Origin of the sequence: Yoonia sp. GPGPB17, assembly GCF_037892195.1 — a bacterium.
Lineage (GTDB): Bacteria > Pseudomonadota > Alphaproteobacteria > Rhodobacterales > Rhodobacteraceae > Yoonia.
The window spans coordinates 138,962-154,067 of the sequence record NZ_JATACI010000003.1 but is presented as its reverse complement, the minus strand read 5'-3'; the positions used below and the strand labels follow the sequence as shown (position 1 = coordinate 154,067).

At 52.5% G+C, this 15,106-nt stretch carries 21 protein-coding genes; 6 read left to right on the top strand and 15 right to left on the bottom strand.

All coding sequences use genetic code 11. The features are described 5' to 3' along the window. A partial coding sequence (locus QTO30_RS21230; RefSeq protein WP_340426164.1) for a hypothetical protein occupies nt 1-396 on the top strand: 396 nt, incomplete at its 5' end. Beyond that, a complete protein-coding gene (locus QTO30_RS21225) occupies nt 371-1,309 on the top strand; it encodes an alpha/beta hydrolase (protein ID WP_340426163.1) in 939 nt (312 codons plus the stop codon). The genes QTO30_RS21230 and QTO30_RS21225, both read left to right, overlap by 26 nt. 259 nt (nt 1,310-1,568) lie before the next feature. On the opposite strand, the gene QTO30_RS21220 is transcribed toward QTO30_RS21225, so the two are convergent. The 3 genes from QTO30_RS21220 to QTO30_RS21210 form a co-directional block, all read right to left on the bottom strand. Continuing rightward, nucleotides 1,569-2,042 carry a hypothetical protein gene (locus tag QTO30_RS21220; protein ID WP_340426162.1) on the bottom strand — a complete coding sequence of 158 codons (474 nt, stop codon included), beginning with the start codon at nt 2,040-2,042 and terminating at the stop codon, nt 1,569-1,571. A gap of 5 nt (nt 2,043-2,047) precedes the next feature. Beyond that, nucleotides 2,048-2,443 carry a hypothetical protein gene (locus QTO30_RS21215; protein ID WP_340426160.1) on the bottom strand — a complete coding sequence of 132 codons (396 nt, stop codon included), beginning with the start codon at nt 2,441-2,443 and terminating at the stop codon, nt 2,048-2,050. 147 nt (nt 2,444-2,590) lie between these two features. Continuing rightward, nucleotides 2,591-3,253, bottom strand: coding sequence for an autoinducer binding domain-containing protein (locus QTO30_RS21210; protein ID WP_340426159.1), 663 nt, complete (start codon nt 3,251-3,253; stop codon nt 2,591-2,593). A gap of 160 nt (nt 3,254-3,413) precedes the next feature. Here QTO30_RS21210 and QTO30_RS21205 point away from each other — a divergent pair, with 160 nt between their 5' ends. Next, entirely contained in the window at nt 3,414-3,944 is a 531-nt protein-coding gene (locus tag QTO30_RS21205) for an acyl-homoserine-lactone synthase (protein ID WP_340426158.1), read from the top strand. On the opposite strand, the gene repC is transcribed toward QTO30_RS21205, so the two are convergent. The 12 genes from repC to QTO30_RS21150 all read right to left on the bottom strand — a co-directional run bounded on the left by repC (nt 3,941) and on the right by QTO30_RS21150 (nt 13,462). Beyond that, nucleotides 3,941-4,249, bottom strand: coding sequence for a replication initiation protein RepC (gene repC, locus QTO30_RS22195; RefSeq protein WP_445327203.1), 309 nt, complete (start codon nt 4,247-4,249; stop codon nt 3,941-3,943). The genes QTO30_RS21205 and repC overlap by 4 nt on opposite strands. A gap of 92 nt (nt 4,250-4,341) precedes the next feature. Beyond that, nucleotides 4,342-5,178 carry a helix-turn-helix domain-containing protein gene (locus QTO30_RS21200; RefSeq protein WP_340426157.1) on the bottom strand — a complete coding sequence of 279 codons (837 nt, stop codon included), beginning with the start codon at nt 5,176-5,178 and terminating at the stop codon, nt 4,342-4,344. 1,073 nt (nt 5,179-6,251) lie between these two features. After that, nucleotides 6,252-6,533 (bottom strand): hypothetical protein, encoded by a 282-nt coding sequence (locus tag QTO30_RS21195; protein ID WP_340426156.1) that lies wholly within the window; start codon nt 6,531-6,533, stop codon nt 6,252-6,254. An 88-nt stretch (nt 6,534-6,621) separates the two neighbouring features. Next, nucleotides 6,622-6,831: a hypothetical protein gene (locus tag QTO30_RS21190; RefSeq protein ID WP_340426155.1), complete on the bottom strand. Its 210-nt coding sequence runs from the start codon at nt 6,829-6,831 to the stop codon at nt 6,622-6,624. Between the two features lie 49 nt (nt 6,832-6,880). After that, a complete protein-coding gene (locus tag QTO30_RS21185; protein ID WP_340426154.1) occupies nt 6,881-8,002 on the bottom strand; it encodes an alanine/ornithine racemase family PLP-dependent enzyme in 1,122 nt (373 codons plus the stop codon). Next, nucleotides 7,999-9,189 (bottom strand): DUF1611 domain-containing protein, encoded by a 1,191-nt coding sequence (locus QTO30_RS21180; protein WP_340426153.1) that lies wholly within the window; start codon nt 9,187-9,189, stop codon nt 7,999-8,001. Before QTO30_RS21180 ends, QTO30_RS21185 begins: the two co-directional genes overlap by 4 nt. A gap of 59 nt (nt 9,190-9,248) precedes the next feature. Then, a complete protein-coding gene (locus tag QTO30_RS21175; protein WP_340426151.1) occupies nt 9,249-9,929 on the bottom strand; it encodes a hypothetical protein in 681 nt (226 codons plus the stop codon). A 136-nt stretch (nt 9,930-10,065) separates the two neighbouring features. Continuing rightward, nucleotides 10,066-10,419, bottom strand: coding sequence for a hypothetical protein (locus QTO30_RS21170; RefSeq protein ID WP_340426150.1), 354 nt, complete (start codon nt 10,417-10,419; stop codon nt 10,066-10,068). 412 nt (nt 10,420-10,831) lie between these two features. Continuing rightward, entirely contained in the window at nt 10,832-11,383 is a 552-nt protein-coding gene (locus QTO30_RS21165; RefSeq protein WP_340426149.1) for a 2OG-Fe(II) oxygenase, read from the bottom strand. Between the two features lie 58 nt (nt 11,384-11,441). After that, nucleotides 11,442-11,840, bottom strand: coding sequence for a BLUF domain-containing protein (locus tag QTO30_RS21160; protein ID WP_340426176.1), 399 nt, complete (start codon nt 11,838-11,840; stop codon nt 11,442-11,444). 281 nt (nt 11,841-12,121) lie between these two features. Next, entirely contained in the window at nt 12,122-12,754 is a 633-nt protein-coding gene (locus QTO30_RS21155) for a tyrosine-type recombinase/integrase (RefSeq protein WP_340426148.1), read from the bottom strand. Nucleotides 12,755-12,910: 156 nt separating this feature from the next. Continuing rightward, a complete protein-coding gene (locus QTO30_RS21150) occupies nt 12,911-13,462 on the bottom strand; it encodes a Crp/Fnr family transcriptional regulator (protein ID WP_340426147.1) in 552 nt (183 codons plus the stop codon). A 77-nt stretch (nt 13,463-13,539) separates the two neighbouring features. Between QTO30_RS21150 and QTO30_RS21145 the strand changes: the two genes are divergently transcribed. From QTO30_RS21145 to QTO30_RS21135, 3 genes are all read left to right on the top strand, one after another. Further along, nucleotides 13,540-14,124, top strand: coding sequence for a Spy/CpxP family protein refolding chaperone (locus tag QTO30_RS21145; protein ID WP_340426146.1), 585 nt, complete (start codon nt 13,540-13,542; stop codon nt 14,122-14,124). Between the two features lie 64 nt (nt 14,125-14,188). Beyond that, nucleotides 14,189-14,524 carry a hypothetical protein gene (locus tag QTO30_RS21140; protein ID WP_340426144.1) on the top strand — a complete coding sequence of 112 codons (336 nt, stop codon included), beginning with the start codon at nt 14,189-14,191 and terminating at the stop codon, nt 14,522-14,524. A 58-nt stretch (nt 14,525-14,582) separates the two neighbouring features. Next, nucleotides 14,583-15,050, top strand: coding sequence for a DUF411 domain-containing protein (locus QTO30_RS21135; protein ID WP_340426142.1), 468 nt, complete (start codon nt 14,583-14,585; stop codon nt 15,048-15,050). Nucleotides 15,051-15,106 lie beyond the last annotated feature (56 nt).

Below are 15,106 nucleotides of genomic sequence, written 5' to 3'. Positions count from 1 at the left end.
ATCCTAACGTGGCTTTACACTGATTTTATTCAGGTTTTTGTGAATTCCGAACAGCACGAAAATATCATCGTGGGTTATTCATTGAGTCAGTTTTCAACCATCATTTTCACCTCGGTCATCGCCGGTGTTTTCTTGTATATCTATTTTAGCGCCAAAGCAGTTCTGCATGGCCGAGACGAGTCTTCTGAACACTCCAAGGCATATGCCCCATGGAGCAAGTGGCTGACTGTAGTGGTTCTCTTGCTAGTTAATTTTCTGACCGTTGGTCAAGTGAGGGGTTTTTCACTGTTGCTGTTGCTTTCGATAGTCGTGACGGCATATTGCGTGTTGACCCATCCCGGCAGAAACTTCGACCTAGATCAGAGACATCATGGAAACAGCCCCGCTGAACAATGAAGTGGCAGAGACCGACGAGGTCGGGGCTGCCTACTGGATCAATACTGAGGACAAGGTTCGCCTTCGTGTCGGTGTGTGGTGTGACGAACGAGCGGTTAGGGGCACGATCCTGCTTTTTACTGGGCGCACTGAGTTTGTCGAGAAATACGGGAGAACCCTTCCTGGTTTTCTGGAACAAGGATTTGCCATAATATCTATAGACTGGCGAGGCCAGGGACTGTCTGACAGAGTTGCTTCGGACGCTCATCTCGGTCATGTTCATCACTTTTCAGACTATCAGAAAGATGTTGCCGCAATGATAGATGCGGCGAGATCACTGAATCTTCCTAAACCTTGGTATTTGTTTGGACATTCGATGGGTGCCAACATCGGTTTGCGGTCATTGATTGACGGTATTCCAGTCGTTGCAAGCGCCTTCACCGCTCCAATGTGGAGTATTACTGTTCCTTCGTTTTTGGAGCCTGTTGCTAGGCCGTTATCACGTTTGGCAGTCATGGTCGGACTGGGTGAAATGTATACCAAATCCCAAAAGGGACGCAGCTATGCCATCCATAAGCCATTTGAGAGCAACTCAATCACGAATGATCGGCCTATGTATGAATTTTTTATCAGGCAGGCGACCCTGTTCCCCGAGGCTCATATAGGGGCACCGAGCATGAGGTGGCTTTATGAGGGGTTAACCGAGTGTGATAGACTTTCTAAGCTCCGGTCCCCAGAAGTGCCCTGCACTGCCTTTGTCGGTGTAGATGATGTAACCGTTGGTCGCAAAGCAATAGAAGATCGAATGTCTAGCTGGCGAGATGGTGCATTCACCATCGTTGACGATGCGAAACACGATCCGCTGTGTGATCGACCAAACATCAGTAAGAAGATAATTCAGGATGTTTGCGCATTTTTTCGGCAACATTCATAATTCGAATTCTTTACCGCCTCTAGTGTGCGTCCCTTTGCACAAGGGAAGTGCCTGTCCGTTGAACCCTCCCTGTCTGTCCGGTACTTCCTCAGCGGAACGCAGAGGCCGCCTGCGAAGCGGTTCTGTAAGCGTCCGTTGGACCCGACCTAACGGCGTCCTGCGGGCGCGAGGCCTTCAAATATCGTTCGATAATGCTCCTGGATAGACTGACAGCATCGGTTCCGTCATGGATCGAAATCTGATTTCTATCTTAGTTCGGTCAGGCTGAAATCTGTTCTGAGTTTTGCGATACTGATGCGGCTAGAGATGCGCAAAATGGTTCTTTTGGCGGCTTCAGCAAAAATGTAGCAGGAAAAACAGGGATCCCGAACATTGTCATCTGGGCACGATTATTCGCTATTTTGACTTCTCCAACAGAGAATTCAGGTTGGCAGCTCTCGTGGTCGATTAGAACCCCTACCTCGTTTGTTTCAGTGCCAAAGTCGTTGGAGAGTTCGATTTCGATGACCTGTCCTTTGATCGGGTAGGAAAAGAGCCACAACAGTAGTGCTCCGTGGTCTGTCTGGATAAGCGAGCCAATTTTCACGGTTTCGTTGCTGTTTGGTTTGGAAAGATAGGCGGTGCTTAAGCGAACTTCATCGACCCGTTTGCTATAATGTCGGCGGTGTTTTGTGTTTCCATGGCGAAGTCCTACCGGATAACTTGTGACACGTGGCGTTTGGGAATGTCCCATGTCGTTCAATGCTTGAGTTGATGGCTTAGATCGATGCTCTTGAGACCTTCATGTATCAGCACTCTAGATCCTTTGACCGGTTTGCCGAAAAATCTAAGGGTGGCTTGGTTCTCATCAAAAGAAGCTAACCCAATGGGAAACCGAGCCTCACCCCCATCAAAGGCAAAGACGCCGACGATTTCTGCCTTCGTGCAACCATAGGGCGGAGCCATGTTTATGCTGATCGATGTACCTGCGTCTGGATACTCTTCGATAAGCAATTCAATCGTGCCATCGCTGTTGTTTGTCACCGTACCTTTTTTGGTAAACCGCTTCCGACCTTCTGCCTTCAACACTTGGGCGTTCAGCAGCTCAGAGTCGTCTCTTGCGGTCTGACGGACCTGTCCTTTTGTTAGTTCCATCGTTTGTTCCCTTGACGTCGTGTTGGCTGGCTCTAGCGAAGCATGATTGCCTCAATTTTTTCAAGGTTTAACCATTGGGACGCCTAATTTTAGCGTTTTGGGCTATCTAATTGGTATAGCTAATTTGGTAATTTTTCCGTTTTCACGTCACCATCGCATGCCACCTGGTATGTCGATCATGCCTCGCTGTTGAGCTATGGCGATCGCGTGTGTTGTTGATGTGCCGCGCAAGGTTCGAGTTGCTGACGCCAGTTGTAGTTTTACATATGCTGGCGACTTACCCATTTCTCTGGCGATTTCTTTCTGCGTGAAACCTTGTGCCGCCAACTCTAGAGACAGAAGTTCGCTCTTTTTTAACAGCACGGTTTCTTTGATGATTTTTGTACACTTAACGAAGGTAGTCCACAGTTCCTCACCTTCCGCGTCGGTGACTTCACGGTCTGGTCGTGCGACAGATAGGAATGACCATCCATCTGTGAATTCCGGATCTTTGCATGCTAAGGACATGCCAAAGTTCAGGCCATGTTTTTTGGCCCTTTTCATGACGATGTTGTTCAATGAGAAGGTTGCGTCCCTTCCAATGTCGGTCCAGCGTTTTGTGCCCTCGGATGACACGCACCATTTAGCTATCGGATCTACACTTACATACATTCTTTTCCGGTACTCCTCCCACCAAGTGGCGGGATAAGTGACTTCGATCACTTCCGGTCTTAGATACCGGATGTTCACAGCCAGGACGTATCCAGTTGTTCCGATTGTTCTCAGTTGGTCATCGATTTCGTTGAAATGGGGAATATAGTCTCGGATCATGACTGTCCTTCTCGCCATCTTGAAAAGTTACCACATTTGGTAATTTTGCCTCTTGGCTTCCACTCGTCAACCCTTGGTAGTAGTGGTTGGTCGATGACTGCAGGTTGAAACAATGCAATACTCTGTCCTACGCCTTCCACATTCGACCACAGGTTGGGCCTTGGTTTATGGTTACTATCGCCTTCGTAGTGATGTGTTCGTCGGCAAGTTGGGCTGGCCTTTAGAGGTGACCGGTGAGAACGTTGAATCCGAGCAGTATGATGCTGCACCCATTGCGCACTACGTCATCGCGCATGATCATCAAACAGTTGTTGGTGGGGCCAGGCTCGTAAATTGCAGCTTAGAGTTTGGCCATGGGCGGTCAGCTATCAGCTACATGATCCGAGATGCGTTTTTGGGTCGTATCAGTCTTCCTTCTGAAATATGGGCCGATGGTGAGCCGCCAACGGATGACAAAACGTGGGAGCTAACTCGCCTCGTTTCCGTTGATAAAAACCCTGAAACCACAAAGAACATCTTGGGCGCCTGCAACGAATACATCAAACGCATGGGGGCTGAACGTTGCCTTTTTTTGACCAATCCGTTGTTGCTCAAGATTGGCAAGCGATATGGTTACGATCCAATCCCGCGTGGTCCTGTCCTTTCGAATGACGACGGCCGTTTCTTGGCGTTTGAGTGTCCTGTGCGCTAGTTTCGTGTCCTCTCCGATATGGCGATCAGCGATGCGATAATGTTCAGTTTCCCGTCTTTGTGCTGCTTAATAAGTGTTCTCATGTAGGCCCCTGGTGATCGTACAGGGTTGTTCGGCCTGTTCATGTTTGCATCTGTGATAATGACGCAGGTTGTTGCTGCCGGACTTCCCATCGACTTACATGCTTCGTCCCAGATCGATTTGCTGATCCCGATTTGATACAACCGTTCGTAAGCTGCTTCCTCAAAGTCATGGTCTGCAAGTGTGGATCGTCCCCTCTGGGCAAGTTGGACTAGCTCTTGCATCTCTGGCGAACAAAAACTCAAGAACCGCTGTGGGCTGATCTTGTTCATAAATTCGTTCTTGTAGTCCGACGGTTGGTCTTCATACTTTTTTTCTATGCATGGTGCGGAGCCGTTAGGCGTAGCACCCGTAAATTAGCGTCCGAGGATTTATCCTCGGTCCATATTGCTTCGCTTGCGTTACAAGACTTATTTGAAGAATCTTGATTTGAATCTTGTATATAGGAAGCGCCCTTTTCTTCCGGTCGAGCGGCATATTCTTGGTATTTCAACTCTAACTCGATCACTTTGGCGCAAAGAGCTGCGGCTTCATCAACGTGATCGTAGAGGTCATCAAGTGTCATTCTGTGCAATGCAGAGCTATGAGGCCAATCATCGAACTTACAAAGTAGGTTGTTTAGTTCGGCATTTCGTCCGTATTGGGTAATCAGTTCGTTGAGCACGCCCTTGGTGTGTTTGTAATGGGTGCTCCGGAGCCCTCTCAGCTTGGCGTGTTCTCTTCGATCCGCTTCAGCCGCCTGGACCCGCGCTAGCATTTCTGGGATAGCGCGAATGGCAGCTGAGAAATAGATGCCGCACCCTTGAAAGCCTGTACGGGCTCCGTTTGCCATCGTCCGACGCTCTATCAAGCCTAGCTTCTCCAAAGCATGTTCGTGGTTGCGAACTGTCTTGGCAGACACCCTTAAGCTATGTGCAATCTCTGTTTGGTGGACGTAGCAAATGGGTTCGGCGTTTGGATCCTTGAAAGCTGACGGTTTTGTGCGCGAGATCATTGCCCGAAAGGTTGCGACGGCTTTAGCCTTCAGGCCGATCAAGGGTGCAACTTCATCGATCAGTCTGATGAGATTCTCGCGTTCCCAGTTGCTTGGTAGGCAAGGATGACCCTCGCTCTGTTGTCTTAGTTGCTCGATGTTGATGATGGTTTGTCCCATTCTATCTTCCTCACTTGGAGCAAGACGCAGCAGGCATATCTTCTCTGTTCGCAGAAATGCGTTTTTTTCTTGCCAGCTTTTTCAGGGAGTGTTAGAACCGAGCTTGAAACTTATAGCTGACTAGGGATTGCCGTCCCTTGGTTCTAAAACCCCCCGTTAGGTTCGCGCCTTGCGGGGGTTTCTACTTGTGGTGATTAGTTCCTTTCTTCCGAGTCGTAGTCATCTCGATCTTGTATCTTGTTTGGCTTTGATCGCAAATAGTTGTGATCGGCCATATGCTTTTGTTGATGAGTGACATGTCTCGGGTTTTCGTCCGTTCATTTTGAAATTCTTCAATCATTTGAAGCTGATTCACCTCGTTCATGCCATGTAGGATGAGGTTGCATCAAGAAAAAAGTAAATTTTATAAAATTACACCATTATCTTTTTTTCATAAAACAGCCATTTTTGGACGCTAATCGACTGTGTTTCCGACAGCTTGCGCTTTCTTCAGGCGTACCGATTCTCGTCCTGCAACCGTGTCCGCGTTGGTCGGCAACCGATGAGCGACAGAGTTTCTTTTCGTTCACTCGCCCAAAATACCAGATTTCCAGATCCATGCCTGCCGCTGGCCTTGGAGCTTGCGCACAGGTAGTCGGCCAACATGGGGTCGTTTGCGGGAGAGGGCGAAATGACACTCTAAGCTCTTTTCGGACTGTCCCAATTGAACCCCTTTGGTTCTGGACCTCTCAAAGTACTGATTTTGCGGGGTCGGATTCTGTATCGTTTGAACAACTGTTCTATTGGGACCAGCTGCGACAGCCGACCTTCGCTGCAATGCTCATGGATCAACATAACGCGGACAAAGCGGACTTGTGCAGGTGCAGCTATTGCTGACGCAGCATTTCTTCGCAGTCACACCATCGTTGTAGCTGCGATGCAGCTAACGTCATCGAAGCCGTCATTCAAACCTTCGGTTTTGAGCCGGTCGACACCAGCTTTTCGCATCGGCTGCGCCAATAGCCGTTTTTCTAACATACTCGGCCCATGGTGGGGGTACGTCTTTTGGGAGGCACTTTGCCAGAGGCGTGGTTCTAGAAGTCATCAGTTTCCGGAACACTCCCGAGCCTAACAAGAAAGCTCGGTGATCCAACCTCGCCACTCTCGGGGTCTTCACTAATCATATAGGCATCGGCACCGGCGCACTCCTCAGACTGAGCTTCCCGTTCTGCTCTGTTCTGAGCTTCTGCTGCCGTGGAATACTGAAATTGCTTGCCAATCTTCAGACTCGCTTGCTCGTCGCGCCTTGGCTTCTGTTCCACGTATGTCTGACAGATATAGTGAACTTTTGTTGTGCTCTCGTCTGCGTGCGTCATTGGCAAATTCCTTCTGGTGTGTCCGGTCGCTCAGGCAGATTGAAAGACGCAGGCGAAACGTGGGGTGCTGCGATGTAGTAGCCTGGGTTCAACCATTCCTGCGCCCCTGGCGCGACGGCTTTGTCGGAGTGTTGGCCTCCCGTTCAAGGCGCGCGTTGCGAAGACGGTCGTTCTTGGCTTGGCGCTGCTCAGCCTCTTCTGCGACCATCTTGCGAACGATGCGGGTTGTCTTGTCCAATGGTGTTTCCGCTTTGGAGCCTTGAGCCTTAAACACGCTTGTCTTTGTTAGTTTTGCCAAGTGATCATTTCCTTCTTGATTGCGCTTTGCCAGGCTCCAACACTGTCGGTCAAACCAATGCCAGGTGTTTCTTTGGACCATGGGCATCGTTTTCCTGTGACCGAGGCCGGTTATTGTGTAGACTCGTTTGAATGTCAGGCGCGGCCATGGCGCGCATCAATGCGCTATAGTTCATCTGAAACCGCATCTCCGATCCAACGCGGAGCTTCTGATCTGTCGTGCCAATGACGAGATGATCGCTTGTCGCACCGATAAGTGTACTGCCAGCAGGCATCGAAAGCCCGGCCACATCCACGTCTTGGTTTCCAAGGGCAAGAATAATCCTTGTCGTCTCGAGGGTGGCTGGAACGAGCCGAATGATTGCCGGTGCGTGATCCGCGGTACCCAAGAGTGGGCTCACTGTCTTGGTCTCGGTTTCGATAACTTCGGCGACAAGCGTAAAGCTGTCTCGAAACAAACCACCAATCTGAACTCCTGTGATCGGATCCATGCCAAGCAGTATGGCTTCGCCAATGCGCAGATCGTTGATCCGGCCGGTCGCACGCGAGCCGAACGCCCAAGGCAAATTTGCAGAATTGCCGCCAGATACTGTTTGAAGGAATGGGCCACACCGCCCCTCGACTTCATTGGCAAGTGCGGTCAAGGCCTGCATTTTGGTAGCTGTAGGGGCAATGCCGCTCAGACAGGCGAAATTGGCACCGATGCCTTTCAGCGCTACACCGGGCATGTCCACAACTTGCTGTCCTATACGTCCAATGTGTTGTGGCATGATCCCTTCGCGCAGGTCACCCATTTCGGCCATCAAGATGACGCCGTGAACCTTGTTTTGTCGGATTGCAGCAGCCGCCAATGCTGCGATCACAGGTATCTCTGTGTTGTAGCTCGCCTCACAGACTTGCACGATGTCATCGACCTGGCTCAACATTGGTGTGCGGATCAAGGTGATCGGACAAGTCACGCCAGCCTGGCGCAACCGCTTTACATTGCTCAAACGTGCCTCAGCCAACCCCGCCACACCACCATCAATCATGGCCTGGGCGACAGCCGGGTGCCCACACACGGCTTTGGTCACCGCTGTCACACCGATGCCACGTCCCTTCAACCGCTCAACAATGGTTCGCGTGTTGTGGCGTATCTTGCGCAGATCAATTTCTATACGCGGACCACTCATATCGCGGCCACGGGTGTTCTTTGCTGCAGACCGGGATAGGCCGCTACAACCATTGCCATTAAATGTGACGCTGGTCGCCTGAGTGCGTCGGTCACAGGCAGGCCGAGTTTCTCTGTTTGTACGCCAATTGTATCTGTAATTTCGGCTTCGGACATCCCCTCGTGATTGAGCGTTACACCGATGACCTTGGTATCAGAAAAAGCCTCGATCAAAGCAATCTCGCTTGCCGGGGTGGGCATTGGCATACTGGGAAAATCGCAGCGATGGCTGCGTTTTGGGGCATGCTGAAGGATGACGGCGTCGGGTTGGCTGCCGCGCAGGATAAAGGCCGATGTACAGAACGCCGGATGGCTGAGCGCACCTTGGCCCTCGATCAAAATGACATCGGGTTGTTCCGCCTCCGAGGCCGCAACGATCGCGCCTTCAAGTTCGCCACAGCAGAATTGGGGCGGGACGGCATCCATGGCCACGCCATATTTTGCGCCCTGCATCAGTCCCGTCTGACCGGTGCCAACCAGTACAGTCTTGATGCCCTTTGCGTTGAGGGCGCGTGCCAAGACCGTCGCAGTGGTCCGTTTTCCGATCGCGCAATCGGTCCCAAGAACGGCAATGCGCAGTGCATGAACACTTGCGACGCTGCCATCGAATAAGCGCATGACTTTGCTGAGCTTGGGTTTGCGGATATCGCGAATGGTGACCTGCCGTTCCGATGCCGCCTGCGCGATTTCGGTATCGTCGCTGAGGTATTCATGCAGGCCACTGACGATGTTCATGCCGCGCGCAATCGCATTCAGCACCACGTCACGATCAGCGGGCGAAAGCCGCCCTGTTGAGGGGGCCATTCCATAGATAAAGGTATCAGGCAAAGTAGTTGCATGGGCGATAGCGGCATCTAGACTTCCGAGAATTGGTATGGCGTTGATCACTTCATCAAGAACCTGACCGCTGTTCTCGCCGCTGTGCGCGTTGTCGATGACCGAGACGATCCTGTAGGCCTGTGAATGACGTACAAGGCCGTTGGCCGTCTTCCCGTCAATTTTGGCAAAGTTGCCCTCGCAATAGACAACCGCGGTCGGGATCTGAGTGCGCGAGGATGATCGTGTCGGTGCGGCTACGATCATGGGAGTCGCTTGCGTACTCCTGATGGGAAGGCGAACGGTATCTGCCGTCTGGAATTCGGTTTTCATCGTATTTTCCTTTTGATGACTAGCCCGTCTATTCAAACGGACGCTTTTGTGCGACGCGCTTAGTTATTGAGAACGCATTGGCCCTTGGACTTTTGGAAAATCCGGTTGCACTCCCAACGGTTTCCAGACCTGTCAAGATGGGCGTTTGCGGGGATATCGATTACAGCGCAGCCTGCACCGGAAACTTCATATCCCCTCTGGCACCTCCATCCCTCGCCGTAAGACGCATCGTCAAAGTATGCGAATTCTGGGATGACGACGGCCCGGCACTGACTATCCTGTTCGAAAAACCCACGTTCACATGACCAGGGTTGACCATAACGAGATCCGTTCAAGTAGCCGTTGGCGGGAACAGCAATGGCGCTGCAAAGGTCACCTGTCTGTTCAAACCCTCGATCACATTCCCAAGACGACCCACGGGACCCTTCCACCAGATAGGCGTTTTCTGGCACGACGACCTCTTGGCACGTATCGTCGACTTTAAAAAATCCGCGTAAGCAGTGCCAGCGTTCGCCAGATGGATCTAGAAACCCACCATCGGGGACAACGACTGCGACACATGCCGTCTCATCTACCTTGCGGAAACCGTGATGACATTCCCATCCGGATCCATAGGTGCGGTTAGTCTCATACGCATTGTCTGGGACGACAATAGCTGCACAGGTCTCGTCGGTTAGCCGATACCCGATATTGCATTCCCAACCGTCGCCATAGCTCTTTGCGCTGGCGTTTTCTGGCATGGTCTGGGCCATGGCGGGCATTACAAGGAGTAGCAGAACAAAGATTGGGCCCATGAAAACGGCCCAAAGTAGCCGAGCGTCCGCCAACATCGATGTCCCGCAAACTGTCTCTGACGATTGCGGCGGTATTTTCAAATTATGATCCATCCAACTCAAGCCCCGCGAGGCAAGCAGCTGCTAGGTCACGATCAGGCGTATCTGTACCGGGGCGCGTGGCCCAGCCCGTTTCCATCATTGCATTGCGGCGGCCAAAACTAGAGAGATCCTGAAGAGTTGCGAGCTTCTCTGTGCGTTCCGGATCAGCCGCTGACATATTGAGGCAGACCGGCACCATCGCCAAAGTCACCTCTTCAGCAGCCAAGTCCTGTGCCATGGTTTGGGCGTTGCTGCTTGTTGTCCAGCCACCCCAAGCGAAGCCAATTATAGAAACCGCAATCGCACCACCCAAAGCACCGTAGAGGCCGGGTTTCGTCCATTCTGGAAAAGTCATTTTTGATCCTTTGACGGAGAAAGCGCCGCCACGCTGTTTTTGCGCTGACAAAACATTTTGTCAGAGCGGCATCGAGATCGATTTATCGACAACACGCAATCCATGCCCGGGCGCAAATCGCTGGTCCGTCAGGCCGCCATGACGGAAAGTCATGACGCATGGGTGATGCGGTCGTGCGCCATCAGTCGGCAACCGTCCCAAGCGTCAAGTCCCTGTAAAGGCACGCCACAGTCGAATTCTAGTGATAGATAGTTGCAGTTGGCTCTGGCAGGCGATGCACCTCTGCCGAAGAAGACCACAACTTTGTATATTCTATGTAGTCGCCCAGAACCCAATTTACAATGCTGGCTGACTTGACCCCTTTTCAGAACAAAGCCCGTGGTTTCTAGCTCTTGACCTCTTTGAGCCGCCTTCAGCGAAACGCGGGGCCATGCGCCCAGACGGTCAACGAGCGCCGGATGCCCCGCTTGATCGGCGTCACCTGATGCAGTGCAAAGCTCGGAAACACACTTACAGACCCTTGCGCCCGATTGGCCAATTGGATGTGGGCGCTCGGCCTGATTTCCAAGTCACCCCCGTCGTAGGTGTCCGGATTGCTCAATTGCAGCACAAGCGTGAGCTTTCTTTTACCAGCAGCAGGACCATCGCCGATGTCAGAATGCCAGGCAAAATGGCCACCTTTGGCTGCATCATATTTGGCTACTTGCGGGCTTTCCGCAAATTCGCGCACATCGAAATCAAACCGGTGCTTGTTGGAATGACTGACAAGCTCAATCAACCGGTTCATCACCCAGCTGAGGTCTCCGACATCGTCCATCCAAACGAGTTCCGCATTACGCAGATTGTGATACCGCTTGCGGCCCACAAGCAGCGCGTCATCGGTGGGCATTTTGGCGATTGCCGCAACGATGCGTTCACATTCCCACGTCGTGAACGCATCGGGCACTGAGTGCACACCCATCATGCCGCCTACCATTTACAGGTCATGGTTCGCGTCTGCATCGATGCGAGAAGGATCTGCATCAATGTACAGCCGGTATCCCGGATCGATCCGATAGGTCTTTGAATACTTTTATGATTTCTGCTGTTTCTGCGCGATCAAGTGCGGCATTTGCGATCTCTTCTTCCGTCCAAATCCAAGTCTTCGCAGGATCATGAAGCATCGCCCAACTTGCAAACAATCGGGTTTGTATCCTGCGATTCAGGAGTTCTTTGACCCCAGCATGACGGTCATCGCGACAAATCCGAGCATAGGCTGCGCGCACTGCATCTTCCGGACCTTCCAGCAGTTGAAGGTAGATGTCATGTCTACAAACAAGCGCGCCGGTCACGTCATCCCGCTTATTACAGCGTCTGGCATCGAGCAAAATGCCTGCCAGTGTCGGCTCATCGTATCCAAACGGCTGTGACGCATAAACGATCTGAATGAGATTTGTGATGAATTGGCTCCCTGCGGGATTGAGCGATTCATGAAAGTACTATGGTAGAGGCACGATCACATCGCTTCAGGTGAGGACCGTACGGCTTCGGCGACGCTGAGTCTCTACCAAAGTGAACGAACGGCCAATTTGGCGAAATTCCTTTCAAGATTGAGGTTCTTGCCCTGTGAACTCAGAGGGTGGGCGCAATACGGCCCATCACCTCCCGAAAGATAAATAACCCCTTCGAAATGGCGAACGGCGGAGCCGCTCGCCAAGGCAAGTCAGATGTCAATGCGCTCTGCAATGCTAAGAGCATCTTCAAGCTCGACACCCAGATATCGAACGGTGCTGTCCACTTTGGTGTGACCAAGCAGCAGTTGGACGGCGCGGAGGTTGCCTGTCTTGCGGTAGATCTCCGCAGCTTTGGTCCGTCGCAGCGAATGGGTGCCGTAGCCACTCGGTTCCAATTCGATCGCCGTCACCCAATCGCGAACAATCCGACCATACTGACGGGTTGAGATGTGCGGGCGATCGTGGAAGCGGCTCGGGAACATGAAATGGCATCCGATCATCTCTGGTGATCTTACCCATGCAGTGACAGTATCTCTTGTGTTTTCAGTCAATTCGAACTGGACTGGCCTCTTGGTTTTGCTTTGCATCACCGAAACTCTTTCGCGAACGCGATCATTTTTGACCAAATCGCTCACGGCGAGTTTGACCAGATCACAGCCCCTTAGCTTGCTATCAATCGCTACGTTGAACAGTGCAAGGTCGCGAAGATAGCCCGCAAGTTCGAGCCGCGCACGGATAGCCCATACCTGTCTGGGAAGCAGCGGCCGCTTCTGGCCAATGATACGCCCCTTGTTCCAGGCTTTGCGCTTTGGGGTGACTGCGGGAAGTTGGACTCTTGGCATATTTTGCCCTCCAATCCTCCCTCCATACCCAGTCATCAGCACCTCGCTGACGCAGAGAGCTTAGCATGGCGTTGAATTGCAGTTTTCCGAAGAACCTGAAACATGGCCTCTCTGCAAGCGCATTGGGTGTCTCAGAGCCCTTCCTACCTTGTTGCTTCAGGACGGCGCGTTTTCGTTCTTCGTTCGACGCTTCGCCAGTTCTCGATATAACGCAGGGGGTGTCACACCGATCCAATCCGCGACCCGTACCCATCCGCCTTCCTCAGGGGGACCGTACAGTTCGAGATAGGCGTCCAGCCGATCTGCGACTTTGCGCAAACGCATAATCTCAATGCGAGTTCGCAAGGTCTGTAACTCTCTCGCTGTTCTTTCGAACGCTTTGATCAAAAGTTGATCTGATGAAACAGCATTTTCCAAATGCGCCATCAATTTAGCTCTGGGCAACCAAACGACCGTCGTCGCCGTGCCCGCCATTGCATCGCAGTGATACCTGTCCGCAAAGAGGGATGCTTCGGCGACCAGATCACCAGCACCGGTGCTGTGAAGGGTCAGGAGCCCGCCATCTTGGAGCGCCCGCCGAAGGGAAATACGCCCTTCACGGACCAGGAATGCCCAGTCAACTTTATCGCCTCGCCGAAATAGCGTTTCGCCTTCCGCCAGCGTTCTCTTAGGCGCGCCGTCAAAACAATGAAGCCAATGATCATACATGATTTCTATCATGTTCTGTACTGCTCACTCCATGCAATCCCTTTGCGCCAACGCCTGATCAATCAAGGACTTAAATTATGACAGCCATGCGCTTTGCACTTGTCATGGTGCTCTTGCCCACCATCGCCATTGCGCAGAGTCATGGCACTTTGCCCTCGGATTACGTGGGCGAAGAAACGCGCCTGATCAAATCCTTGTCGGGACAGGACTTAGAGGAAATCGCACGTGGCGGCGGATGGGGGCTTGCGCGTGCTGCCGAACTCAATGGTGTGCCGGGGCCGACGCACCTGCTTGAGCTTGCCGATGACATCGGTCTGACCGAACAGCAGCGCAGTGACATTGAGGCGATCCGGGCGCAGATGCAGGCAGACGCCATAACGGCCGGGGAGCGTTTCGTGGCTGCGGAACAAGCGTTAGACACAGCCTTTCAACAAGGAGCACCAGATGCCGAGGCGCTTGAACGGTTGGTTGCACAAGCCGGTCAAGCGCGGGCAGCTCTCCGCCTCGTTCATCTGAATGCTCATCTGTTAACTTTGCCATTGCTGACCGATGCCCAAGTCAGCCAGTACTCGGTCTTGCGCGGTTATTCAGATGATCCCTGTGCCTCTATTCCTGAGGGGCATGACCCCGAGATGTGGCGTAGCCATAACGGATGCAATTAGGCTCGATTACGGCGACACATCCTCGTGACTTGTCAAAGCCCTATACCCCCTGTAGGTATTGAGTATGTTTCGTTTGGTTCTGTCGATCATTCTTGTTTTTGCATTCGCTGGTGCATCCACCGCATCTGTGATGCATGGCTTGAACCATGGATCGGATCACGCCGCCCACCACGCCGAAATGTCAGAAAGCGATCCAGTGGCTGATGCTGAGAAGGCACTCGCGTACTGCTGCGATGCCACCAGCGGAATGGGATCAACCCCCTGTTTTGGCGATCTTGCGGCCATGTGGGCGACTTCACCGGATAATCCCGCAAACAGATCGGTTGTTGATGTTCTGCACGCCGATTTCGATTTTGCGAACCTAACGCTGGTTGTCCCTACTGGTCCTCCGAAAGTCTGAACGGCAACGGGCGATTGCCCGCCATCCATTCAACTTTCTAACAAAAGGACCGACAGACATGATCACACGTCGTAACTTCACTACTCTATCTGCAACAGCTCTTGTCGTGGCTGCCCTGCCTGCTCGTGCTGGCACACCTATGCGCGTTCTCGCGTCACCCGGCTGCGGTTGCTGTCACGCCTGGGCTGACCTAGCTCGCGCACGCGGCTACGCCGTCACCGTCGAGGAACTGACCGATCCTGAGGCGCAAAAGTCAGAGCGCGGCATTCCGCTTGATCTCGCCTCCTGCCACACTATTGAAGCGGATGGTTATGTCTTCGAAGGGCATGTGCCTTTCGAAGCATTGGAAGCAGTCTTGCAGGATCGCCCAGACATTACTGGGCTTGCTGTTCCGGGCATGCCGATGGGCTCTCCTGGCATGGGCGATGACCCTTCCGCCCGCTACGATGTCATTGCATTTGGTGGAGAGGCTGGCACCGGCACGGTATACTACCGCGTTGGCACGGCGCAGCCGTTCGACACCTGATGGTAAGTCGGAAAGCCGTTTTGATAAGCAGTGGGCTCACGCTCGCCGGTTTCGCA